Raw genomic sequence first — 26,038 nt, 5'->3', positions numbered from 1 at the left:
TAATTTATAATACCGGATCAAAAAATACACCACTTAGGGCCGCGTTTTTTCCCGTGATCTGATTGATACGTATCCTTATACTCCCCGAATAATTAAACACCATATATTTTCCTTTTTGATAATTCTTTACGAGTTGCACCGGCGCCAGCAGGTTCAGTGTTTTCAAGTCAAAAACTTCGATGGCACTCCGACGATCCTTGCTATCCCAGTCTAAAAGGTATAAAGCTATTTGATGCACGTTGCTGTCAGTGACCTTAATATCCAGCGTCATGGTTTGTAAACAAGCCTTGGGATCGCGGGTAGTAATTGCACCCAGATGATGGGCAAAACCCGCAGTATCAGTTAACAGATAGTTACCAGGTGTAGCAATCGTATGCAATACATTAGCCTCGTGCCTCAAGCCTATCGCAGAAATGCAGGTAGGTAACTTTTGCAAATGTTTACCGCTATTAAAATAGTTAAACAGCATATAGCCGTCTTTACCATATCGTTTTATCCATTGACCACCTGTCAGGCTATCCTGTGTTATTTTATTGATCGCGTATTTCCAGGCAACCTCCTTTGTCAGAGTTTGATTGTTAACGGATTTGTAAATTATCCTGCATTCATATTTACCTGGCGTCACTTCATATAAATTGAGATAGCGATCTTTGATCTCTATATTCTTACGCGACATACCCGTATGCAAGATCAATCTACCATTCAGAGAAACAGAACTGATTGTACCCGCCAGCGGAATAGCGACACTTTTTGCAATTGCCCCTGTCGGGATGGTAAACCTGTTAATACCCGAGCGTAAATTAAAATCAACACATATCAAACCGTGTACCGTCGGAGTGACACCTTTAACCGATGTAAGTCTCGATCCTAAATGCGGCAAAATTCGAAATACGCTAAAACCGGGTTCTAAAGGTTTTATACCCAGAACTTCTTCAGACAACCATTTCACCACACCCGCACTCCAGGGATGGGTTAAGCTGGTATAACCGCATTGGTTATTTACCGGCGCGTCATTATTAGCCAATATTTGGTTCCAACTTGGGCGATATACTTCAAAAAAAGTGGTGCCACCATATCGCAACTGTCCGCCCCAAACATCTTTTACGGAGCTTAAGGCATCATCATACCGTTGCATTTTTGCCAGCGCACCAATTATAAAATACTCATTAAAGGGCGAGTACGATACCCGATTTACCCTGTCGGTATAATTGAGCTGATAAAAAACCGAATCCTCATGAAAGTTGGTTAAGCCGGTATTAACAGCGTCGGCAGATGCATGGAGGCCGAACGTAGTTAACCAGCTATTTTGGTTACGTTCTTCATTGATCTTTGCCTGTGCATAACCGGTGTACTTTTCAGCCAGATCGGCTCTGCCGATCTGCTTCATTAACCGGCCAAATTCTGCCCATGAACGGATAGAAAGCATCGAATACGCATTTTCCGTTTCTGGATTATCAGGATTTTCAAATCCAGCACCCAGCCGCTCATCCCAACCGTAAAACCCAAGCCGGGGTGATTTACCATAATTCTGATAGGCCTTATCCAACTTTTCGCAAGCATTTTCAATGTATTTTTCCCCAAATTCAGTATCGCCGGAGTAGTTGACATAATCAATCAAACTTAATACCCAGTATAATGAATAGCTGGCTATACCGTTGTCCAGCCCTGAAGTATTAATCAGGTTGGCCTTAACAAAATCATAATTTCCAAATGCTACCATTGATGCCGCTTGCGACGGATAGGCATCACCGGTCCATGATTGGCGATCACTCCTTTCCATCAATATAGCACCGAAATAACTTTTGAGTAAATTTAACTTAACCGTATAAGCGCCGGTATACCATATCCGGGTAAGTTCGGGGTCGCTGCACGCAAAGCTGCCTTTGTAATTGGTTGGTTTAATTTGGCAAATCAGGCGCAGATTTTTGATATGCCAGTTTTTTTTATGGGATAATACATGTACCCAGCCAAAGCGTACGCCTTCATAAAGTTCAGGGTTCAATTCCAATCGATAAGTATTTCCATGTTTAACCGGCGCCAACGTTTTAAATCTGTGCAGAGCGCCTTCATTAACAATAGCTGGTTCGTTATACTCGCTGATGCTTAAGGCTATGCTATCCGTTAAATCATCCGACTCAAATTCCAGCCATCCGGCGTTCGTACGGCCAAAATCAAATCGGATATCCCCTTTACCTTTTACCGTTATCAGGTTATCCTCTTTAAACTTAGACATATCAAAACCGGCATCATTGGTTTTAAAACTTACGGAGTGCAATGAATATGTTTGCAGATCGTCGGTTGCTTTAGGATTAGGCCAGCTATAATTAACTAATGGATCGGGCGACAACGGATTTGTCGCTCCCGATCTCTTTGCCGTGATAGCCTGATAATTTATTCCCTGCGCTTTAGTTAATGACGGGCTTAACATAGCCGCTATAAACAATACGGCAATAAGCTTATTATAAATATTTAGCATAGCGTTTTTTCAACAGGTCTTTCATGTAAACATTGATCTCCCACTGATTTGCAACGGGTTTAGTTGTACCGGGCTGATAACTCATGTAAGGATAAGGGCCAAATTCGGGTGTGATTGAACAAAATTCAGCATTGTTGGCCGCCTGCAGGGCAATCCATTTATCCCACCATTGCAGGTGATTATTGAGCGCTTCAGCGTTTTCAGGACTTCGGGGATCAGTTACCTGTGGGCCCTGGATATGGCCTACCCTTGCGTGTAAATGGTCGGCATGTTTAATAGCCATTTCAACTGCATCATCCTGATCCTGCAGATAACTTTCGGCCACACAAACCCAATGTGACAGATCAAGCGCTAACCTGATATCAGGGTATTTAATCAGGTAATTTTTAGTGATATGCGCCGCAAAAGACCATTTATTGCGATGTGTTTCCTGGATTACTTTAATACCGGTGTCCCTGGTAAACGTATCACAAACAGCAAAGCATTCGACCATTTGCTCCATGGTATAATAATCCTTACCTGTTTGCGAATTAATAAAACGAGGTTTAACACTTGAGGTTTGATAGGAAGCCAACACGTCCAGATTTCGGATGAACGCATCTTTATAACGTTCAAAGTTTTGCCCTTCAATCATTTCAGCCTGAAGTAAGACCAAATCCAGGCCGTAGTCGCTAACCGCTTTTAACAGATCTGATTTTTCATTAAGCGTTTGTAACGGATACACCTCCACTCCGCTAAAGCCGTCTTTAACAATCCGCTTAGCAAAATCTTCCCATCCAATATGTTCGGATCCCCACCTTGGGAAATAAAATTTGATCTCCATCTTATTTATGGTAGATAAGCGGATTTTGCGAATCGTTATTTAACAAATCGCCAGCTTTAATGGTCTGCAGGTAGGCGTCAGGCAGGATGTTTGGCTCGCCGTTGAATACATTACCATCAGGCATATAGGCACAGGTCATAGCCCGCCTGAAACCCGGTGTCATGTTTGCATTGGCGCCGTGTATAGTTAATCCATTATGAAAAGAACAGCTGCCGGCTTTCATCGGTGCAGCCACTGATTTTGTATTTTTAAACTGTGGATAAAAATCAAATATGGCATTCATATTTTTGCCGATGCCCGGGTTGTCAAATGAGGTCTGTTTATGTGATCCGGGTATAAAAAACAAAGAACCGTTCTCAAGCACGGCATCATCCAAAGCCACCCATATTGAAAGTGCCCTACGATCAGAGAACGACCAAAACGGCGTGTCCAGGTGCCATGATGTAGGATTGGCCCACGGCTTCTTTATTAATGCCTGGTCATGCCATATTCTTATCCCATCGGCACCGGATAGTTCAGCAGCCATCTTACCTAGATGCTTGTCAAGCATTATGTTTTTAACCTTATCATTTGTTTGCCAAAGGTTAAGAAGTTGATCAAAAACATTATTGAAATAATCCGCGTCCTTATTTATACCATCATTCTCATCAATTTTGATGCCTTTGCCCGGCATCTTCAAGCCGTTTCTGTCGATAATCGCTTCGGTTACCGCTTCACGCCAAATCTCCAGCTCATCAGCATTTAAAAAATCATTAATAACTACATAGCCGTTTTCCTGATAGAAGTTAATCTGATCAGCAGATAATTCAGAATTCATAATTTATTCGGTTTATAGGTACTAAGGTAGGCTCTGTTATCGCTTTTAGATTATACTTTCTGTTTAATTATTTGTAGTTTTTGATATTTTAGCATTAGCTTTAAGCACTAAATAAAAATGAATTTCTTCAATAAATATCTATTTTCAAGCAAGTTAGAGGAAGACTGGGGATTTTATACAACTACTGCCGGTTATGCCAAAATTGACATCAATCAAAGCTACCCTTTAAACAACCAGCACCCGGACAGCCATAAATTCAGCTGGAACAAAGGGCGGGTACTTGATGGTTATTACATCGTTTTCATATCAAGAGGTGAAGGCGTGTTTGAATCTGCAAAAACATTACCTGCAGATATAAAAGCAGGTACCTGTTTTCTATTATTCCCCGGAATTTGGCACCGTTATAAGCCAAATGCACAAAGTGGCTGGGAAGAATATTGGATAGGCTTTAAAGGATCATATCCTGACATATTAATGCAGAATTTCAATACTGATCTTCCTTTTATTACCACAGGCCGTAATGATAAACTACTAAGCCTTTTTCAAGAATTGCTTGATCAGGTTAAACAGGAAACTCCCGGATATCACCAGGTTATTACCGGTATAACCTTACAAATCCTGGGTCTGATACAGGCTTCCCTAAAGTATAACAATTTAAACACCAATAACACTACCCGATTAATAGATGAGGCGAAATTTCTGTTGACGGAAAGTATTGAAAAGTCTGACAATATCGAACAGATCATTAGCAAATTACCCGTTAGCTATTCAAAATTCAGAAAAGACTTTAAAACAATCACTGGTAAATCTCCAAATCAATATCAGCTTGATTTAAAACTTAATAAGGCCAAAAACCTGCTATCTTTCAGTAATCTAACTATAAGCGAAATTGCAGACCAGGTGGGTTTTGAATCTTTTAGCTATTTTTCAAAAATATTTAAAACTAAAATCGGCGTTTCGCCAGGTAAGTTTCGTGCAGGCGCTTATTTTGGCGATTTATAAATAACTGGCAGGATTAGGAAAAACTAATCTAAATTTTTAGTTTTATTTTAAATAACCCTAAAAATCATTCACAATGGCTGCTACAACTCAGGCTGACGATTTTCAGCAAACCCCTACCCGCCTTTATTCGTTGGATGCCCTGCGTGGCTTCGATATGTTCTGGATAATGGGTGCCGAGGAGATCTTTAGTAATTTAGCCAAAGCAACGAACTGGCCGGTGTTTAACACAATAGCCAATCAGCTAACTCACCCTGCCTGGAATGGCTTCCATTTATATGACCTTATTTTCCCTCTCTTCTTGTTTATGGCAGGGGTTTCCACGCCATTTTCTGTGGGCCGGGAACTGGAAAAAGGTAAGTCGCGCAATCAATTGCTTTTAAGGGTAATTAAAAGAGGCCTTATCCTGGTTATCCTGGGGATCATTTATAATAATGGATTAAATATTAAGCCCATAACCGAAATACGGTTTGCATCCGTTTTGGGTCGAATTGGTTTGGCTTATATGTTTGCCAACATCATCTATTTATACTCAACAGAAAGGTTCCAGATATTTTGCTTTTGGTTCTTCATTATCGGATACTGGCTCGTACTAAAATTCACCTCTGCTCCGGGCTTTCAAGCCGGCGATCTGACGATGCAGGGGAACTTTGCTTCTTTTGTTGACAGAAGTTTATTGCCGGGCAGGCTATACCTGGGTATACATGATCCGGAAGGATTATTTTCGACCATCCCGGCTATCAGTACGGGCTTATTAGGTATTTTGACAGGCATTACCTTGAAAAAGACCACACTTAGCCAGGTAACTAAAGTGTTTAGATTAATTATTGTGGGCATTATATTTCTTGTATTGGCGCAGATTTGGAACCTAGATTTTCCTATTAATAAAAACCTGTGGACAAGTTCATTTGTGTTGAATGTTGGCGGACTAAGTTTGTTGTTGATGGCGCTGTTTTATTATATAATAGATGTATTAGGATATAAAAAATGGGCCTTCTTTTTTAAAGTGATCGGCATGAATTCTATTCTGATCTATATGTCAGGTAAATTTATTGATTGGGAGTACACAACCAAAGGATTATTTAACTGGCTGTTTCAATTAATCGGCGATCCGTATAACCTGGTAGTTGGCGCTATTTGTTATGTGATGATCAAATGGTTATTCATGTATATCCTGTATCAGAAAAAAATCTTTTTACGCGTTTGATCAGCCCATACGGCGGTTACAGTTTAATGATATATACCCTAATCCTGCCCACGGACGAGGCTGCCATTAATTCAGGAAGAACACACCAGGGTGCAGTATTCAATCGGCTTATTTGCAATTACCATATTGCCAGCAGGCTGTTGACGCAACAGCAAATTAGCTAAAGGCGTAAGGAAGTTCGAAATCTAACAAAAATCAAGATTTATCCTCATCAACCGGTGATTAATGGAAACCAATTACTTTTTTTTCTAAATTGCAAAATCAATTTAGCAACCTATCAACTTTTTTAATGAAACAACTTTTTTGTATTTTTTTGTTAGCTATAGCAAATTTGCTTTACCTGCCATACGGCTATTCACAATCTAAATCCACTCAAACAGATAACCGGCCGTGGAATGCCAGCTGGATAGCCGCAGCCAACGATGGCGGTAACGAATATGGTATCTACTATTTTCGTAAAAGCATCGAACTTGTCGCCAAACCCGCATCTTTTATTATCCACGTTTCGGCAGATAACCGCTACAAGTTATACGTTAACGGCAGGCTCGTATCGCTGGGCCCCGCACGTGGCGATACCTATTTCTGGAACTATGAAACGGTTAATTTGGCTCCTTACCTTATCGCGGGTAAAAACACTATATCGGCACTTGTTTTTAATGAAGCCCAGTTTCGTCCAGAAGCGCAGATAAGTGTGCGTACGGCCTTTATTATACAAGGAAGCTCCACTAATGAAGAGATACTGAATACCAACAGTACCTGGAAATGCATTCGCGATGCTGGGCATCAGCCCATTCCCGGCTATTTTTTTGCTGCCAGTAAAGGCGAAATGGTAGATATGAACCAGGCTGTTAAAGGCGATTGGACAGCTGTGAAATATGATGACAGTACGTGGCGCGGTGCAACTAAAGTGCTGGATGGAAAACTTAAAGGGATGTCATGGGGTATAGACTGGGCGTTGATACCCTCGCCATTGCCGGCAAGGGAAATGACTTACCAGCGACTTACTAAATTGCGTGGCGCAATTGGCATGAGCATCCCGACAACGTTTCCGGAAAAAAAGGTCCCTTTAACCATCCCCGCCAATACTACAATTGCTTTATTGCTCGATCAGACTTTTGAAACAAACGCTTATGTAACGTTAAATTTTAGCGGCGGTAAGGATGCAGGAATATCATTAGGTTATGCCGAAGCACTCTACGACAAAGGCAGCAACGGCACGCGTAAAAGCAATCGGAATGAAGTCGAGGGCAAGGAATTTATAGGGCGAAAGGACAGTCTGATTGCAGACGGAAGTCAAGGGCAATCGTTTACTACATTAAACTTCCGCACTTACCGTTACATCAGGCTGATTGTACGAACCAAAAATGATCCGTTGATTATAAATGATCTCTATGGTACTTTCACAGGTTATCCTTTTGAACGGACAGCGGTATTTAACACAGATGATATCGAATCAAAGCAAATATTAGATATTGGCTGGCGCACGGCGAGGCTGAACGCGTGGGAAACTTATACAGACTGCCCTTATTATGAGCAGTTACAGTACATTGGTGATACCCGGATACAGGCCTTGATATCTTATTATAATACCAGCGATGACCGGCTGGCGCGTAACGCCCTCACTTTAATGGATCATTCGCGTATAGCAGAAGGCGTTACCAGAAGCTGTTACCCTACTAAGGGCACACAGATCATATCAACGTTTTCGCTATGGTATATTGGCATGCTACATGATTACTGGATGTATCGCAACGACAGTGATTTTATTAAAGATAAATTAGTGGGCGAAAGAGCGGTGCTGGATTTTTTTAGCAAATACCAGCAACCGGATGGCTCATTAAAAGATACGCCATACTGGGCCTTTGTTGACTGGGCCGGAAACTTAGCCGGCGATGTCAAAGGCACGGACGGCAGCGCCGCTATCTATGACTTGCAGTTGCTTTGGGCGTACCAATGGGCTGCAGAAATGGAATCCAAAATTGGCCTGCGGGATTATGCCAATATTTACAATCAAAAAGCCGCACAGTTAAAAGCCACTATCCAGCGTAAATACTGGGATCCGATTAAAAAATTATATGGCGACACCAAAGAAAAAACAGGATTTTCTCAGCATACCAACTCGCTGGCTATACTTACGGGCATGGTGCAAAATGCCGAACTGCCCGCATTAACCAAAAAACTATTAACCGATAGGACATTAACACAATGCACTATTTATTTTAAATATTACCTGCACCAGGCACTGATAAAAGGCGGGCTGGGAAACGATTATATGAATTGGCTGGATGTGTGGCGAGACAATATTAAAATGGGCATGACAACCTGGGCCGAAGTATCCGACCTGCAAAACACCCGTTCGGACTGCCACGCCTGGGGTGCTAGTCCAAATATCGAGTTTTTCAGAACGGTATTGGGTATTGATAGCGACGCACCGGGTTTTACTAAAATAAAAATAGAGCCACATTTGGGTACTTTAACAAATATAAGTGGCAGCATACCCCACCCTGCCGGAAAAATTTCAGTCGCCTATAAATTAGAAAGAGGTAAGTGGCAAATAAGCATCAATCTTCCGGAAAAAACATCTGGAATACTGGTTTGGAAAACCAAAGCATACGTGCTTAAAGCAGGTTCAAATTCATTCGTTATATAGCAGGTTAATTCAACTGTTTTGATAAGAGTATTTAATAGATTAGGGCGCCAAACACGCTGGCGCCCTAATTTATTAAAATTGCGGGGATAATTATAAACCAATAACTGAATAAGGTATTCGTACGCCCTTAATCTGGTAATAATTTGGATCCTGATTATTGTTGAAACAGGTCGTTGTTGAACATGAACCGCCTGATGCATTATAATTTAAACAGTAAGTAACAAGCAACTCGTTATGGCCATTCACAAATTCACCGTGTATTATAGGCGTGTAATATTTGGCCAGGTGCCCATTGTACCAGTCATTTATAGTGTAGACTAATTTTGGAGTTGAAAACGGTCCAAACGGACTGGTTGCAGTTGAAATATAAATAGCATGCGAACCCGGATCGCAGAAATATCCCAGGTCCATCTGCATCATCACATATTTACCATTAACATAGGAAACCATAACGTTTGCTTGTGTTGCAGTTCCGGAACCAACAGTTATGGCGCCTGATAAAGCGGTAGTGTCGGGGGTCGACGCCCAGCTATGTCCCCTCCAATATGACCATGATGAAGGATTGTTTGCCGGGAACCTGGCTAGTGTTATCGCATTCTGGTTAAAAAAAGTACTTTGTGCGCCATAAACATATACGGTATCCCCTGTCGTCTTTTTTATCATGCCGACAGAGAAAAGCATTTTAGTTTGGCCGGACATGCCGTTAGGCGTCAGGCGGGTGGCGGCTCCCCATGTCGTGCTGCCGGTGTTCTCGGCTATACTATATAACGCCTGATTAGCCGGGATAGAGCCATTGGCCGATTCGTACCCGTTCAATACAACGTTGCTGCCTATCTCAACACCCGAACCTGGCCAGGTGTAAGTAGAATTGTGACTGCCCGGGCTTTTAATTATTTCCAATGCGCTTATCCCGGTGCCGGCATTGCTCGTAGTGGTGATATTTGGCGTTGAAGCGGACGCCCAATTGGTAATAGAGGGCTGCAAAAGCCCCGAATTGTGATATGAAAAAAACTGACAAAATAACTGGCCGTTACTTTGCAACTGGCTTGAAGCATACGCATCCTGAGTTATCCATAATATCTTACCATTATTGGCGCCATTAGTAAGCGGGATACTGTTTCCCTGATCAAAAGCTACTGTTGTATTGGTTACAGCGCCCCGGTGAAAGTAAGTTACAACAACATCATCACGGTAAGCCTCGGCCGTTATACTGTTTAAATTCCAGTATTGAGTATTGCTGCTGGTAGCCGTTTCTTCGTTAATCGGCGCGCCATTGGCTGTTGAACCGGCATGATCAGTGAGCACCAGTCCGTTTGAATTTTTAATAATGTAGTAAGTTTGTCCGCTTACCAGCTGTATGTTCCATATTTGTGAAGGGAAGCCGTTAGAATGGTCAACCCATAGTGTTGTCCCTGATGTACCGTTAGGCGCTTCAAGAAACATCCCATTTTCAACATTCATAATTTTAAAAGGCGTGGTACTGGTGATTGTTCCTGTACCTTGTTGTATAAGATACCATTTTTGGTTTGCTGCTATGCCCTGACCAGAACCGGCACTGGCATTTTGCTGCACATTGGCAGGGTTGCTTTGCGCACGCATTAATGTTGAATCGCCACGTACTTCCAGAAGCTTACTGCTAAATACGTTACTAATGGTAAAACAGGCATAAGATGCCGGCGGACTGGCTGGCAACGCCATAGTTGATTGATTGGCAGCACCTAATTGGGTTACCTTCATTTCTTTTTTGCTGCAGCTTATAGCCGCAAGTAAGCCCAGTACCAGGGTACAGGCAAGTAATTTTTTTTCATAATTATTGTTGTTAGGTAATAACTGTTAAGTAAATTTAATTTAACTAAATCGTTTTAGCAAATATTTCTTTTAATTGATTTATTTGATAAACAGCTGAGTTAATATTAAATACCGAAACCATCCTTTGCCTGCCGGCGACGTTGTGCCACTTAGTTTACAACTTAAGATATATGCTTGCCGAATACACGTTAAAATTAATGTCGGATGCCGGTCATTAATGACAATTGAAGCTTACGCTGTGGTGTGTTGCAATCTGACGGGAGAAGCCAGCCTAACGGTGTTTGGAAGATGCCCGTATATTAAAGTCGGTTTTCAGAATAATCGATTGTGAACTGATATGCCGGGACGAGGTATTTAATTTATTTAACAAAACGGTGATAACGTTATCTGCAATAGCTTCTATCGGTTGTGCAATAGCTGTGACAGGCGGCGAGAAAAGCTTGAATACATCATAATCATCAAAAGATACCAATGCAAGATCTGAAGGTACTTTTATACCCAGGTTATTGATAACTTTCAGGCCACAGGTACCTACGTGATTAGTACCAAAAAAAACAGCATCGAGTTTTTTATTCTTTTTCAGAAAATTAGCAATCGGTGCTAAGATCAAATCTTCATTTTGGTTAAATACAATCTCTAACACTGCTGGTTTATATCCACTGTCGCTCAAAGCATTGCGATAGCCCTGTAAGCGTGCCTGCATTTGCGTTTGCCCGGAAGCGAATGTAATAAAGGCAATATTCTTATACCCCTGCTGAATTAAATGCTTTGTGGCATTATAGGTGCTAAAAAGGTTATCTATCTCTACACAATCGGTGCTTACATTAGGTAAATGCCTGTCAAAAAGTACCACTGGCATTCCCTGCTTTAGCAACGAATTGATATCGTCTTCAATACCTTCGGGCGGGGCGATTATATATCCATCTACATGCCGGTCCCGAAACATGTTAATCAGTTCCTTAGTTTTGAGCGTGTCGTTATCAGTGCTACAATAAATTATCTTATAGCCGTTTTTATAGGCCCTATCCTCTATAAGCCTGGCAATAGCCGAAAAAAATGGATTAGAAATATCCTCAACCATCAGCCCGATAGTATTCGACTTGCCTGTACGTAAGCTTTTGGCCAATGAATTAGGTTTGTACCCTACCTCGTCAACAAATTTCTGAACACGTTCTACCAGTTCCTTACCTATTCTTTTTTCTTGTGCACGTCCGTTCAGGATAAAGGAAACAGTAGTTTTTGAAACGTTGAGATGGTTGGCTATGTCTACTATTGAAAGTTTTTTCACGTGCTGGCTTTATAAAATCAAATATAAAACAATATCTGCAAGTATGATAGCTGCTGTATAAATATGAATAAAATCGATTTATCTAACCATTAACGCAATATTTTATTGATTATCAGGTTGATTTTTATTCATTTTCTTATAGCTATACCGAATAAGAATATCACCGTATAGCGTTATGCAACTTAATATTAGGGCTAAATATTGGTGCCCTAAATTAAATCAAAACTTTACACGTATCAAACCACTATTATTCAATATAAATCCGCAAAAACGGAATATATTTACAGCTTTTCATAATTATTCACTTTTTGACAGGGAGAATGGTTTATCTTCTAAAGCAAGTCCCCTGGTTGTATTGGGTTTATCTCCCATTTCAAAATGCAGAACGCCGCCGTTCATAATATCAGCATGGCTTATCCAGTTATGTGTAAAAGGTTTGCCGTTTAGCACAGCCCATTGGATATATACATTTCGGCTGCTGTTATTATTAGCCTCAATGGTGAATTTCTTGCCGTTTTCCAGCGTAATGATCATCTTGTTAAACGCCGGGCTGCCAATTACATACTGGTCGGTACCCGGGCAAACGCTGTAAAAACCGGCGGCACTCAGTACATACCATGATGCCATCTGTCCTTCATCTTCGTCACCCGGGTAGCCATTTTCCGTAGCATTATACATTTTATCCATTACCTCGCGAAGGTGCTGTTGCGCTTTCCATGGCTGGCCTGCATAATTGTATAGGTAGAGCATGTGATGCATAGGTTCGTTGCCCTGTGCATACTGGCCCATCTTAAAAGCTGCCATTTCTGTCATCTCATGAATTACCTGCCCATACCCCCCAACTTTAATGGTTCCGGGCTCTGTAAATACTGCATCCATTTTATCAGTGAAATTCTTGTTGCCGCCCATTAAATTAACTAAGCCCTGCACATCCTGAAAAACCGACCAGGTCCAATGCCAGGCATTTCCTTCGGTATAAGGGCCGCCCCAATCCAGGGGGTCAAAAGGCTCTATCCAGTTCCCCCGGGCATCTTTAGCACGCATAAAACCGGTTTTTACATCAAACAGATTTTTATAATTATACATCTGCCGGCCAAACACATTTTGGTAATGTGTATCGCCAGTTTGCTTAGCCAGCTGATAACCGCAAAAATCGTCATAAGCAAATTCCAGTGTCCAGGCGGTAGCGCCTTGTGTTTGCGGTGTAAATGGCACGTAGCCGTCAGTGAAATATTCTTTCCATCCGGGCCTGCCGTTGGCACTCCCCCACGGGCCTTTGTTGGAAGCCTCGTGGTAGTAAGCGTCTAAGGCACGTTTTGGGTCGAAGGTATGGATACCTTTTACCCATGCATCGGTTAACAAGGATATGGAGTGGTTGCCAAGCATACCGCCCGTTTCTGCCGGGAACGACCATGCCGGCAGCCAGCCGCATTGCTGTTGGGCATCTAGTAAAGCATTTACATACTGTCCCTCCATTTTGGGGTGCATAATGGTATTTAATGGGAATTGTGCGCGAAAGGTATCCCAAAAGCCATTATCGGTATACATGTATCCGTCGTGGATTTTGCCATCATAAGGACTGTAGTAATAAGGCCTGCCATCCTTATTATATTCAAAAAACTGGTGCGAAAACAGATTGGCATGATAAAGGCAAGAGTAAAATGTAGCCTTCTGCGCTTCGGTTCCACCCTCCACCGCCATTCGCCCCAGCAATGTATTCCAAATCTTATCCGCAGCCTCGCGGGTTTCCTCAAACGAGCGGTATTGTCCCAGCTCTTTTTGTAATGTTAACTGTGCTTGATCGGGACTGATGTAGGATGATGCTACCTTGGCAGATACCGTTTCACCGTCTTTAAATTTCAGATAAGCGCCCACACCATGGCCTTGGGCTTCTATTTGCTGGGCATTTTTGGTGTTTTTTTTATTTTCCCAGGTACCGTAGCCAGCAAAAGGTTTATCAAATATAATTACAAAATAGTTTTTAAAACTTTGCGGCGCCCAACGGCAATTGTTTACCCAGCCGGTTATCATCCTTTTGGCGGGATCAATTTTTACCATACTCATTTTTGTATACCCATCCAGCACCAAATATGAGCCCTTACCTTTGGGGAACCTGAATCGCAAATGCGCACCGCGTTCCGTGGGACTAATTTCTGTAGTGATGTTATTGTCGAGTTTTACCTTATAATACGATGGCTGCGCTATTTCGTTATCATGACTAAATGATGAGGCCCTTTCATTTTCATCAACTACCAGTTTACCGGTAACCGGCATTAGGCTAAATACCGCATAATCGTTAACCCATGAGCTGCACTGATGTGATTGCTGAAAGCCGCGGATAGTTTTTTCAAAATACTGATACTTCCAGCCATCACCATTCTTTCCGGTTTGAGGTGTCCAGGTATTCATACCAAATGGCAGAGATGTAGCCGGGTAAGTATTACCATAAGAAAATTCGTACTTTGTATTAGTACCCTGCCGGGTATTAACATATTTGACCAAGTTTGGTTGCTGGGCAAATAAGGCATTGCCCAATAGCAATGTAGCGCAGATGAGTAGGCTATTATTCATTAGTATTTTATATTTTAATTACCAATTATTTACAAAAAAGGAGGCTCTACCACCTCCCTTACCAAATACAAACCAACCTATTTTAATTAATTACAGCCTTGTACATTAGTGTGGCGGCGAATTTATTGCCCTCATCATTAAGGTGCACACCATCCTTTGTTAGAATGCCATTGTCTTTATTTTGCGGATTGTTATTAAGTCCATACGCATGAAACAAGCTGCGAAAATCTACCAGGCCGCAATTATATTGCTTAGCCAGATCGCGGATGCATTGTGAATATTTATTTAAATCGCCATCAAGTTCATTGCTGTAGTCTGTTTTTTCGCCTATGCACGCCGGCGTACATAATACCAGTTTAATTTTCCGGGCTTGGAATTTCTTGATCAAAGCGGTATAAAAACGGCCAAATTTGTCATAATCTGTGCCCGTTCCGGCCAGGCGCTTATGCCATACATCGTTTACACCCACCCATATCACAACCACATCTGGATTTCTAACAAGCACATCATCTTCATATCGCAGGTATAGATCATAAATTTTGTTGCCGCCAATACCTGCTCCGCTAACCATGTAATCGGCATCTTTATGCTCATCTTTTAACCGCTGCTGTAACAAAGCAATAAAACCATTTGGCTGTACTGCATATTCGGTAATAGAATCGCCGAAAAAAACCACGTTAACTGGTTTTTGGGGTTTAAATGAGCATAAAGCAAAAATAGTTGCCAGCAAAATAATCTTTTTCATAATGTATTATTAAAGAGTATGCTAAATTGATTTAGCTAATGTAAATGATAATTTTTCTACTTGCAAATTAATTATGAAATCACTGAAATTCTACCCGGATAAACCTGGGACGATACAAATTTGGATGTACCATAAGGTCCTTAATAAATTCAACAGAGTTGATATTATAACTAATGAGCAGTTCTCCTGGTTTAGAAAGGCTGGGATGCGCCTTGGCATTGTATACCACAAATGTTTTTTCAATAAGATCAGGCGTACAGTCCCACAACTTAATCACAGGCCCAAACGGCCCCCTGGGGCTTGCCCCTATCCGCATGCCTACAGTAGTACTCATGCCCCCTAATTGAAATACCAAAGCATAACGTCCATCTGGCAAAGCCGAAACACTCAATTCGTTAGAAACCCCATCTGTAACATCTGCAGCAGCGTACATATCGCCAACCCATGCCGTACCATCCCAATAACGCCATTTATTGAAATTTTCAAAATCCTCCGGCAATACACGCGCGATAATCAAATTTTTAGCCATCCCTTTAACGCCATAGACATATAGGTAACCGTCTGGGTGCAGTGCCCCAGCCTGTTTGGTATTTACGTAAATACCCGCGCCGAATGAACCTGATTCGCCTTTTTTATCAGTTAAGAAAAATGGAGTATCCATTTGCCTGGCATTTTTGAATGGAGGCTTACTACCCGCCGGAATTTTTATAAGGGTGTTACCAACCTCTTTAAATCCAAATGCGCCGGTACTTATATTATGCACCCGATAACCAAAAATATAAATAGCATTACTCAGCGCCTGGTTTACAAACCCATCGCCCAGCCAGTAATAATCAGCAGTATCGGTTTGAGGCGTTCTGGGTATAAACACCGATTTAGCATTACCTTTGGCATCTTTATCCCAATAAAATTTCATTTGGTTTTTTAGCGGCACGTGACCATTTAAAATAGCTACCGAGTTGTGGATCATTTTGTAGCCCGGCATCATGGTATTTTCCTTAATTTCACCTACCATCGTATCACTAAAAATAAACAGGACGCTATCCCCGGTATTTGCCTGGCGGTTTTTAATCCCGTTAAAAGGTATGGTATATATACCGTCGGCGCCAAACCAGCCACTGTCTCTTTTAAGCAGCGCCGACCACTCAGGCGCTTCTTCAACTGTAAATTTAATGTCGGTAAGATTAGGTGTTTTTTTTATTTGTGCAGTCGCGACATAGCACCAAAAACAGCTAAATAAACCGGCAACTATAAAAGATCTCATATTCATATATTATTAATTGGGATGTCTGCGAAAAGCATATCAGGTCACCAATGGTTTATGCATAAGTTTATTAACTGTTAGGATAACTAAGCCGATAAGCCCGCCAAGCAGCATCAGGCCGCCTATAATTTCTGCTTGTGTAAATGTAAAGCCAAAAAAACTGTAATTAAAATTTATGCGGATATGTTCTATCAAAAAACGTTCGCCCCCGTTAAGAATAAGGTAGATACTGAACATGAGCCCCGGTATTTTAATTTTTTTTCGGAATGCCCATATCAGTAAAAACATACCAATGCATAAAACCAGTTCATAAAATGACGTCGGGTAAACCCCCTGAACTAACTGATTACAATAATTACCCTCACAACCCGCAATTGGCAGACCTGCATTAATGGAATTATGCGGAAAACGCGACGCCCACATCCAATTGGGCAGCCAATCAAGCCACAATGGTTTGATATGATTATTGATGGTTCCCCAGTCGCCATCGCCGGATAACTGACAGCCAATGCGGCCGACGCCATAGGCCAGCATCATGCCCGGTGAGCCAATATCTGCCAGATGCACCTGTTTCATTCCATAACGATGACCAATGTAAAGATAAGTAAGCGCCCCAAATATTAAACCGCCGTAATAGGTAAAACCATTTGCAGAGAATAAGGTACCCCAAGGATTATACAGTAGCTGATCAATATGCTCGGCGCTGTCGAAAAGTTTTGCCCCGATAAAGCCAACAATACCAACGCTAAAAACGATCAGGCCTAACAATTGATAAGGATGCACGGTTTGTTCGACAACTTTTTGCCGGGTTAAAATGTGTTTCTTTCTGTCAAAGTATACCCAGCAGGCAAAAGCTAAACCAGCCAATAAACCGGCGAAAAGATTCCCCTGTGCTGACAAGACGTATCCCCTTGGATCGTGGGCGAAAATTCCATATTTAAAAATGACTCCTAAGACTTTAAAACCGAACAAAAATCCTAATAAAAAATTAACGGCCATATCTGCTACGGAAGCAGGCTTACCAATAACAATTTTACGTTTAAAGGCATGAATTTTACCATTAGCCTCATACCGTTTAAATTCTGATTTAAATACGATGTATGCAATGAAAAAAGACAGCGCAACAAAAAAACCAAAGGTTTGGACAGGGAAACTGATACCGATATTAAACAGGTAATAGAAAAGATCGCCTATGGTAGGAAACATAATGCTAAGGTATTAATATCAATTGTTCATACGGCATTTTATCAGAAAGGGTTAACGTTTTAACAACGTTAACCCTTATCCCGACATAAAGAGTTGCTAAAAGCCAAGCTGAATCCCCAGGTTAAGAACACGCTGGTTAATGTAAGCGTCACCTGCCGTATTGGTAGATATCTCCGGATCCTGCTGATATTTATTATAGTTATCAAAAGTGAATAAGTTATAGGCACTCAGATAAACACGTGCATTATTTATTTTAAACGGTAACAATTTTGTTGGCAGCTGATAACCAATATCTATGGTTTTTACCCTGATGTAGTAAGCGTTTATTAACCAGTAATCAGAAAAATAAGCTGTAGGGCTGTTTATTGATGTAGGGTTCAAACCTAAGCGCGGGAAATTGGCATTAATCGAATTTTGCGGAGTCCAGCGCTCTTCGTGTATTGGCTGAAACTGGCTCTGGAAAGGTTCTATACCTGTGCCCAGCACGGCAAAGCTATAATTGAAGGAGCCTTGCATTAATACGCTCATACTAAATCCTTTATAAGCTACCTGCAAAGATAGCCCCAAAATAGTATTAGGGAGATTGGGCCTGCCAATAGCTCTTTGGTCAAACACATTAATCACACCATCCCCGTTAAGGTCCTGATATTTAAGATCGCCGGGTTGCAATGGTATGCCGTTATCAGGTATAGCGATTGTGTTACCTGTGTTTGAATTACCATGAGCAGCACGGTAAGCTGTGATTTCATTGATATCCGCTGCTGTATAATAACCTAAGGAATGATAACCAAACTGCTGGCCGATAGCATGTCCCGTACGGGCGAGATACGGGTATGCCGGCGTAGCCTCGTCTTCAAACAGTATTTTATTTTTTGCATAGGAGAATACAAAGCCCGCATTGTATTGTACTTTACCAGCGTTACCATGATAGCTTATCTGCCCGTCTATACCCTGATTTTGTGTTTTGCCGATGTTTACGGCAGGCAGGCTTACACCCAGTATTTCAGGCACACTGCCGGGCGTAATCAGCTGGTTGTAGCGAATGTCATGAAAATAATCGGCCGTAACTGATATCTTATCCTGAAAAAAGTTCATATCTAAACCCATGTCCAGTTTACGGGCTCGTTCCCAAACAACATTAGGATTACCCAGCGCGCCCTCTGATATAGTGTTATAGGCCTGCGCTGACTGTCCATAGCTATACGGCGCACCCTGGTTGTAAACCTGGTTGTACACATAACGGTTACCCGGCGCAGCGTCAGATCCCACTAAACCATAACTTGCGCGTATTTTAAACAGGCTGAAGATGGGTAAAGCATGGTTAAAAAAAGACTCTTTAGCAAGATTATAACCAACACTTGCCGCCGGAAAAATGCCATAGCGGTGGTTAGCAGCAAACCTGTCAGTACCGTTATAGGCTACGTTAAAATCTATAAGGTATTTTTGTTTGTAATCATAACCTGCTTTACCCGATATCCCCCTGAACTTTTGCGGCACCCCCACTTGTGCAGCATCAAGTAACGGTTGTGCAAAGAAGGTATTTGAGGTTTGATTGAATAGTAACAATCCCGAAAAGTGATGCGCGCTATTAAAAGTGCGATCATAATTGGCATATAACTGGATGTTATAGTTATTACTGTTAATATCAGTATTACCGGTTAAAGCATAGGTTTGATAAACATAGGTAGCACCAGGTCTTAATGCATATTGACCCGTAACAGGGTTATAATGATAAGCAGGAATACCGTCCCCGTTACCACTTCCATTAAATATTTGCTTGGTAAATTGCTCAATGCTGGAGTAAGCCACGCGACCTGTTAACGAAAGCCCGTCAGTTATGGCATCTAATTTTTGTGTTGCACCAAACAGGAAGTTAAAATCTGTGCGGCGCGAATGCTGATAACCACCTGTTGCCAGCCTGGCGTTCAGCGTAGGCAAATGTTCAGGGTTAAAACTGGAATAAGCATATGAATAGCTTCCGTTAGGGTTTAAATAGGGCGCAGTAAACGGTGTCTCTTTGGTAAAATTATAAACTTCACCTACCGCATTTTCATTATAGGGTTGATTCAGATCGCCAAAACGGGTAGTTACGTCTAAACGCAGATCGAGCGTCTTATTGGCTTTCAGATCAAGGTTTGAACGGAAATTGTAGCGCCTGAAGTAGTAATTGGTATTAACAAGGCTCTGCGGATCGGCAAAATCGTGCACTAAACCATTTTGGTTTAAAGCACCACCAGAAATGAAATATTTTAAAGCCTCAGATCCGCCCGAAATATCTAAATTGGTATTGGCCTGGGTGCTATATTTTTTAAAAACCTTATCATACCAGTTAACGTTTGGATGACCATAAGGATCTGTACCGTCCTTAAATGCCTGCAGATCTGCCTGGGTGAATGTTTGCTGTATACCATCATTTTTTTGCGCCTCGTTAATCAATAGCGCTGATTGATAAGAATCTAAAAACTTTGGTGTTTTGGTTGGTTGTGCCCCGCCGCCTTCAACCCTTAAGTTTACTTTTGGCGTGCCACCTTTACCACGACGGGTGGTTACCACCAATACGCCGTTTGCACCTTTAATACCATAAACGGCAGTAGTAGAAGCATCTTTAAGAATAGATATACTTTCAATTTCGTTTACATTTATTTGTTGCAATTGGTCATAGCTATACTCAATATCATCCACAATAATCAGTGGCTGGTTACCTGCCGGGTTTAAAGAGCTTACGCCCCTTATGTAAAAATCTGATGCATCTTTACCCGGTTGGCCGGACCCTTGCTGAGAAAAAAATCCGGGCAGCTTACCTGTTAAAGCATTCTGCACGTTGGCAGTTGGCACAGTGCGTATGTCGCTGGCTGATATTGAACTTACTGCACCTGTATTAGTGATACGTTTTTTGGTACCATAAGCTATTACAGATACTTCATCCAGGCCATTTGTGCTGGCTTGCAGAATGATATCCGCGACATTGGAACTGCCTACCTTATATTCCTGCGCAGTATAGCCTATAAATCTGGCTATAATTGTCTTAGATTCTCCCCTCAGGGTTAGGGTGAATTTACCGTTGGCATCAGTTACAACGCCATTGGTCGGAATGCCTTTTTCCACAACAGATACACCGGGTAAAACACCCGCAATATCCCGTACCCTACCTGTAATAGTTGTACTTTGAGCATACAATGCCACCGGAAGCAAGGTTATTATTATTTGAAAGAAAAGTATTATTTTTCTCATAGCTGCTTAATTAATTGATTAAATTGATTACGAATTACCATCCGGGATTTTGTTTCATATTGGGATTCTTCAACACTTCATCATACGGTATAGGGTACAAATACATCTTTGGTACAAAAAACTTAGGCGTTAAAACAGTTACCGGATTATAGGTTAAATTTGCGTTTTGCTTCACTATACTTATGCCTGTAAGCGGCTTGTTCATCACCGTTTCGGCAATCTTCCATCTGCGGATATCCCAGTACCGGCTCTCTTCAAAAGCAAATTCTATCCGTCGTTCATTTTGTATAATGGCACGCATCTGGTCTTTACTCATACCCGCAGTGAGGCCATAGAGGCCATTGCTCCCCGCAGCAATTCCGGCACGCTTACGAATGCTAATTACAGCGTCATAAACGTCCTGCGCCGGTCCGGCAACCTCGTTTTGTGCTTCGGCATAGGCTAAAACAATATCTGCGTATCGCTGCACCAACCAGTCTGAACTATGTGAGCTATAATTGTTTGCGCTTTCGAAGTTGCCCATAAACTTGCGCATATAATAACCAGTTTGGGTTTGCTGCAATGTACTGTTAGGTTTGCTTTGGCCGCCCTCATAGGTTTGAATTTGGGTATTAAGCCATTGCGCACCGTTATATATTATGGTAGCAGCGAATCGCGGGTCGCGATTGTTGTATGGATTGTTGGAGTCGTATGTTGACGCGGCATCTGTTATAGGCAGGCCGTTCGACATCGGAAAAGAATTTACCAGTTCTTGCGTTGGACTTGTTTGCCCCTTGCCGCCAGCGGTAGTAAACCCTACCGGCCCGTTATTGGTCTCGATATTATTATTATTACCCACCTCGCGCATAAACAATATTTCGGAATTATTTTGAGTGATGAATACATCTTTAAAGTTTGACAGTAATGAATAGCTACCCAGGTTCATCACATCTTTGGCTGCCGCTGCTGCGGCGGCCCACCTGCCTGCACTAAAGTTGGTATAACCGGTTAGCGGGTTTGCTGCGTCAATATTACCGCCGTTAAACAGTGGGCTGGCAGCATATAGCAATACCCTTGCCTTTAAAGCCATGGCGCTTCCTTTTGTCGGGCGATGGCTATCGGCATTAGGGTCAGCAATCGGAGCAACCAACAGCGAATCCTTTATAGCATCACATTCGCTGGTAATGTATTTTATGCAATCGTCAAACGAATTGCGGGGAAGAGCAACGTTATCAGATATTTTAAAAACTTTGTCACCCAATAAAGGTACACCTCCATAACGCTTTACCAGTTCAAAGTAAAACATGGCTCTTAAAAACCGGGCCTCGCTTTTCCAAACATATTTCATTGAATAGCCGTTGTATTTGGCCATTACAGGTACCACGCCAATATTGGTAACAAATTCATTTGCGTCGCGTATACCTGCATAATAATAGGCCCAAAGATTTTCATCAGCCGGTAATGAATAAGAATTGTAAGCACCTGTCGCCAATATAGTAACTACGTTTGTTGACGATGAGGCTGATGAAATAGCGTCATCGCTGGCGGCATCCAGGTAATCGTTGCCAACTCTGTTATGGCCATTCTTTAAAAAGCCATAAATGTTAAACAAATACTTTTGGGCATTAGATCCTAAAGAATCCTTGCTGTCGAAAACATAATTAATGGTCACTTTATCTACCGGGAACTGCTCGTACTTTTTGCAACCGGCAATTGCCAATATTAATGCGGTGATTGCTATAATATTTTTATAATTTTTCATGATCTTATATTTATAGATGGCAAAAATTAAAGCTTAATGTTAATACCAGCATTAAAAACCCGCTGAATTGGATAGGCAATACCGTAAACCTCAGGATCAATCCCTTTATAGCCATAGAGCGTCGCCAGGTTCTCTCCGTTAGCAAAAACTCTTATACCTGATAGGCGTAATTTTTTTGCAAAGCTGTAAGGAATATTGTAACCGATCTCGGCATTCTTTAATCTTAAATAATTACCGTTACGCAGAAATAGTGTTGAGTTTGCTGTGTTATTAGCGTTGCCTAAAGACAGCCGCGGCAAAGTGGCGGTATTGGCAGTTTCAGGCGTCCACCTGCCGGTCAAAGCCTCGTAGCCCTGTCCCGCATAAGTTAAACCCAGGAAGCCGATACCTTCGAACCCATTAACAATTGGGTTGTTGTATAATATTTGCCTGTTGCCTACCCCTTGAATAATAAAACTAAGGCTAAAACCCTTGTAGCTAAATCCGGATGAAAACCCGTAATAAATAAGCGGTTTGTTATTGCCGATATTGGAGATGTCAAACTGATTAATAACGTGATCATTATTAAGATCCTTATATTTTACATCACCTGCCTGGGCGGTATAACCGGTTGTAGTAGCACTGGTTGCAGCATCATTGGCGTCTTTAAAGAAACCTATTGCGGTATAGCCGTAGATAGCGCCCGGCGAATTACCGGTATGACGCAACCATGGGTAAGGAGACGGCTCTTCATCACTAAAAATGATCTTGGTTGATTGTATAGAACCATTACCGGTTAAAAAGTAATTAAAGTTACCAATATTATTTTGGTAGGTAAGGCTTAACTCGCCGCCCTGTACTAAATTAATACCCAGGTTTTCGGCAGAATAAGGAATACCCAATAAAGCTATACTGTTACCTCTTATTTGTAACAGGTCGCTGTACCTGTCATGGTAATAATCGGCATTGATCTTGAAGTGATTGCTCCCGAAAGCTATATCTGTACCTATATCAATCTTGTCGGCTTTTTCCCAACTGATAAGCGGGTTAGCCAACGCGTTCTCGCTATATCCCTGTACAGGCGCCCTGCTGTTACCTGTAGAGTAAACATATCCATTTGATGCGCTATAAGTTTGCAAAAAGTTGTAATAACCGAAATTATCGACATTGGCATTTCCGGTACGGGCGTAATCGGCCCGCCATTTCCAGGAATTAATACCACTAAAGTTATTTTTAATAAAATCTTCTTTACCCATTTGCCAACCCAGGCCGCCCGCGTAGAACCAGCCATTTTGGTTATGCGGAGGGTATCTGTTGTAACCACTGTAGTTAACTGCGGCTTCCACAAAATATTTATCATCGTAATTGTAACCGGCCTTTAAAGCCCGGTTAGTTGTTACAGCGGTCAGATCATAATTTAAGGTGACAGAACGGGTGTCATAAAACAGCATGCCGGTAATATTATGTTTACCGAATTGCCTGTCATAATTTAAAGCTCCCTGTGCGTAAAAATACCTGGCGCTTGATACGCTGCCAAAAGCATTGGCCTGCGCAACCGGTGTGCCAACAGCCGAGTAGGTGCTATCAGCCTTAATAAGATAGGCATTATTTTGTAGCCCCCTGTTTATTACGCTTTGCGACGAAAATGACAGGTTGCTTTTACCTATTGCTGATAAACCCGGCGTTACACTGCTCATATCATATTTAAGATCAAGGTTAGCCAGCACATCATTACTACTGGTACGCTGATAGCCGGAGAACTCTGTCTGCGCCAGCAGGTTATTAGTAAAGTTGGTGGTACCGGCAAATGAGCCATTTAGATTATAAACCGGGTACGCATTATTGGGTGTTGTAAATAACGTACTTAAAATACTGTTATATCCCGGTCCGGGTTGGGTGGCTTGCTGTATGCGGCCAAACAATTGCAGGTCTACGTTGAATTTTTTTGTTACGTTAACCGAAAGATCAGAGTTAATAATATACCGGTTAAGATCGTTATTGGTGTTATACGGTACTGAAGCATCTGTTTTAAATATGCCGGCCTGATCTAAATAATTTAAAGACACACTGTAGCGTGCAATATCAGATCCGCCATTAACATTCAGCTTATAACTGGTCATCGGAGAATTATCACGGAGGATAGTTTTAAACCAATTCACATCCGGATGGCGATTTGGGTCGGTATGGTTGCGGTAAGCATTAAAGTCGGAGCTGCTGTAAATTGGCAGTTTAGCATCGTTCTGTAAGGCCTCATTATACAGATAAGCATACTGATAGGCAGATAGCGGTGTAGGCAAACCAAGCGATTGCTGCATCCCGTATTGAGCGGTAAATGATATACGCGGCGGGCCTGCCTGTGCCCGTTTGGTAGTAACCAGCAACACGCCCCTTGAGCTGTTGATACCCAAAAGTATATTAGACAAACCATCTTTTAAAACAGATATTGACTCAATACTTTCCGGATCAAGCGAAGATATTTCGCGCTGTACACCATCAATCACTGTTATCGGCGCCTGCCCTCTTAAAGAAAGAAAAAATTCTGTGTTATCGTTTTCTGAATAGTTATTGTGGTTAACTACGTTTCCTATAAAATCAGCATGCGTTTGCCCGGTTGTTTGCGGTGCCGCAAAACCGCTTATCTGCTGGGTATACAAGCCCGATAGCTGACCCGGCAAAGCATAAGTATACAAGGTAGCCGGTGTAGTAGTTAGCTGATTAGTATAAACAGTTGATATGGCCCCTATATTTTTTGAGGTGAAAGCGGTGCCATATAGAATATTTATTTTCTCGGGCGATTTTAAATAACTATCGATTAAACGTACCGTAAGGCCTTTGTTATTTTTAACAACAACTTCTGTTACATTGTAATTTGGATAATTAAACATCAGGACATTATTTACGGCGGCATTAATAACAAACCGACCGCTTGCATTAGTAGTTACGAAATCGGGGCTGCCTTTTACGGTAACGCTAACACCTTTTAGGGGGTTACCATATTCATCCAGTACAACACCGCTGACCGTATCCGGCACGGTTTTACCCCAGCCCGGGCTATTATGTGCTGATGCATAACTGGTTTTGGCCAGCATTAGCGTCAATATCACGATAACCATGAAATATTTCTTTATGTAGCAATTAGCCATAGTATAAAGTTTAAATTGTTGGCAAAAATTAAAATATCGTTTTAGCAATCGAATCGTACTATAAAAAGCACTAGTCAATTGATTATTAG

At 41.7% G+C, this 26,038-nt stretch carries 15 protein-coding genes; 3 read left to right on the top strand and 12 right to left on the bottom strand.

Going from position 1 to position 26,038, the window contains the following annotated elements; all coding sequences use genetic code 11:
* Positions 1-4: 4 nt before the first annotated feature.
* Genes LJ658_RS12780 through LJ658_RS12770 form a run of 3 tightly spaced genes read right to left on the bottom strand, consistent with a single transcriptional unit; the run spans position 5 to position 4,116 of the window.
* Positions 5-2,476: an alpha-L-rhamnosidase C-terminal domain-containing protein gene (locus LJ658_RS12780; protein WP_230546909.1), complete on the bottom strand. Its 2,472-nt coding sequence runs from the start codon at positions 2,474-2,476 to the stop codon at positions 5-7.
* Positions 2,460-3,299: a sugar phosphate isomerase/epimerase gene (locus LJ658_RS12775; RefSeq protein WP_230546908.1), complete on the bottom strand. Its 840-nt coding sequence runs from the start codon at positions 3,297-3,299 to the stop codon at positions 2,460-2,462. Before LJ658_RS12775 ends, LJ658_RS12780 begins: the two co-directional genes overlap by 17 nt.
* A gap of 1 nt (position 3,300) precedes the next feature.
* Positions 3,301-4,116, bottom strand: a complete 816-nt coding sequence (locus tag LJ658_RS12770) for a phytanoyl-CoA dioxygenase family protein (RefSeq protein ID WP_230546907.1) — start codon at positions 4,114-4,116, stop codon at positions 3,301-3,303.
* A 117-nt stretch (positions 4,117-4,233) separates the two neighbouring features.
* Here LJ658_RS12770 and LJ658_RS12765 point away from each other — a divergent pair, with 117 nt between their 5' ends.
* The 3 genes from LJ658_RS12765 to LJ658_RS12755 all read left to right on the top strand — a co-directional run bounded on the left by LJ658_RS12765 (position 4,234) and on the right by LJ658_RS12755 (position 8,972).
* Entirely contained in the window at positions 4,234-5,118 is an 885-nt protein-coding gene (locus LJ658_RS12765) for an AraC family transcriptional regulator (RefSeq protein ID WP_230546906.1), read from the top strand.
* 73 nt (positions 5,119-5,191) lie between these two features.
* Positions 5,192-6,322 carry an acyltransferase family protein gene (locus LJ658_RS12760; RefSeq protein ID WP_230546905.1) on the top strand — a complete coding sequence of 377 codons (1,131 nt, stop codon included), beginning with the start codon at positions 5,192-5,194 and terminating at the stop codon, positions 6,320-6,322.
* 289 nt (positions 6,323-6,611) lie between these two features.
* A complete protein-coding gene (locus LJ658_RS12755; protein WP_230546904.1) occupies positions 6,612-8,972 on the top strand; it encodes an alpha-L-rhamnosidase C-terminal domain-containing protein in 2,361 nt (786 codons plus the stop codon).
* 90 nt (positions 8,973-9,062) lie between these two features.
* On the opposite strand, the gene LJ658_RS12750 is transcribed toward LJ658_RS12755, so the two are convergent.
* The 9 genes from LJ658_RS12750 to LJ658_RS12710 all read right to left on the bottom strand — a co-directional run bounded on the left by LJ658_RS12750 (position 9,063) and on the right by LJ658_RS12710 (position 25,895).
* Complete coding sequence (locus LJ658_RS12750; protein WP_230546903.1) at positions 9,063-10,709, bottom strand: RICIN domain-containing protein; 1,647 nt, start codon at positions 10,707-10,709, stop codon at positions 9,063-9,065.
* A gap of 343 nt (positions 10,710-11,052) precedes the next feature.
* The gene (locus LJ658_RS12745) at positions 11,053-12,069 is read right to left on the bottom strand and encodes a substrate-binding domain-containing protein (protein ID WP_230546902.1); all 1,017 of its coding nucleotides are present in this window, start codon (positions 12,067-12,069) and stop codon (positions 11,053-11,055) included.
* A gap of 297 nt (positions 12,070-12,366) precedes the next feature.
* Positions 12,367-14,640, bottom strand: coding sequence for a GH92 family glycosyl hydrolase (locus LJ658_RS12740; RefSeq protein ID WP_230546901.1), 2,274 nt, complete (start codon positions 14,638-14,640; stop codon positions 12,367-12,369).
* A gap of 82 nt (positions 14,641-14,722) precedes the next feature.
* Complete coding sequence (locus LJ658_RS12735) at positions 14,723-15,385, bottom strand: GDSL-type esterase/lipase family protein (protein ID WP_230546900.1); 663 nt, start codon at positions 15,383-15,385, stop codon at positions 14,723-14,725.
* Positions 15,386-15,464: 79 nt separating this feature from the next.
* A complete protein-coding gene (locus tag LJ658_RS12730; RefSeq protein WP_230546899.1) occupies positions 15,465-16,649 on the bottom strand; it encodes a DUF4185 domain-containing protein in 1,185 nt (394 codons plus the stop codon).
* A 39-nt stretch (positions 16,650-16,688) separates the two neighbouring features.
* Positions 16,689-17,855, bottom strand: coding sequence for a prolipoprotein diacylglyceryl transferase (locus LJ658_RS12725; protein ID WP_230546898.1), 1,167 nt, complete (start codon positions 17,853-17,855; stop codon positions 16,689-16,691).
* A gap of 96 nt (positions 17,856-17,951) precedes the next feature.
* Complete coding sequence (locus LJ658_RS12720) at positions 17,952-21,086, bottom strand: TonB-dependent receptor (RefSeq protein WP_230546897.1); 3,135 nt, start codon at positions 21,084-21,086, stop codon at positions 17,952-17,954.
* A gap of 34 nt (positions 21,087-21,120) precedes the next feature.
* The gene (locus LJ658_RS12715) at positions 21,121-22,827 is read right to left on the bottom strand and encodes a RagB/SusD family nutrient uptake outer membrane protein (protein ID WP_230546896.1); all 1,707 of its coding nucleotides are present in this window, start codon (positions 22,825-22,827) and stop codon (positions 21,121-21,123) included.
* 26 nt (positions 22,828-22,853) lie between these two features.
* Positions 22,854-25,895 (bottom strand): SusC/RagA family TonB-linked outer membrane protein, encoded by a 3,042-nt coding sequence (locus LJ658_RS12710; RefSeq protein WP_370633057.1) that lies wholly within the window; start codon positions 25,893-25,895, stop codon positions 22,854-22,856.
* Between the last annotated feature and the right edge of the window lie 143 nt (positions 25,896-26,038).

This window comes from Mucilaginibacter sp. UR6-11, assembly GCF_020880695.1.
Classification (GTDB): Bacteria; Bacteroidota; Bacteroidia; order Sphingobacteriales; family Sphingobacteriaceae; genus Mucilaginibacter.
Note: the sequence above shows the minus strand (reverse complement) of the source record. Positions and strands in the feature narration are given on the sequence as shown.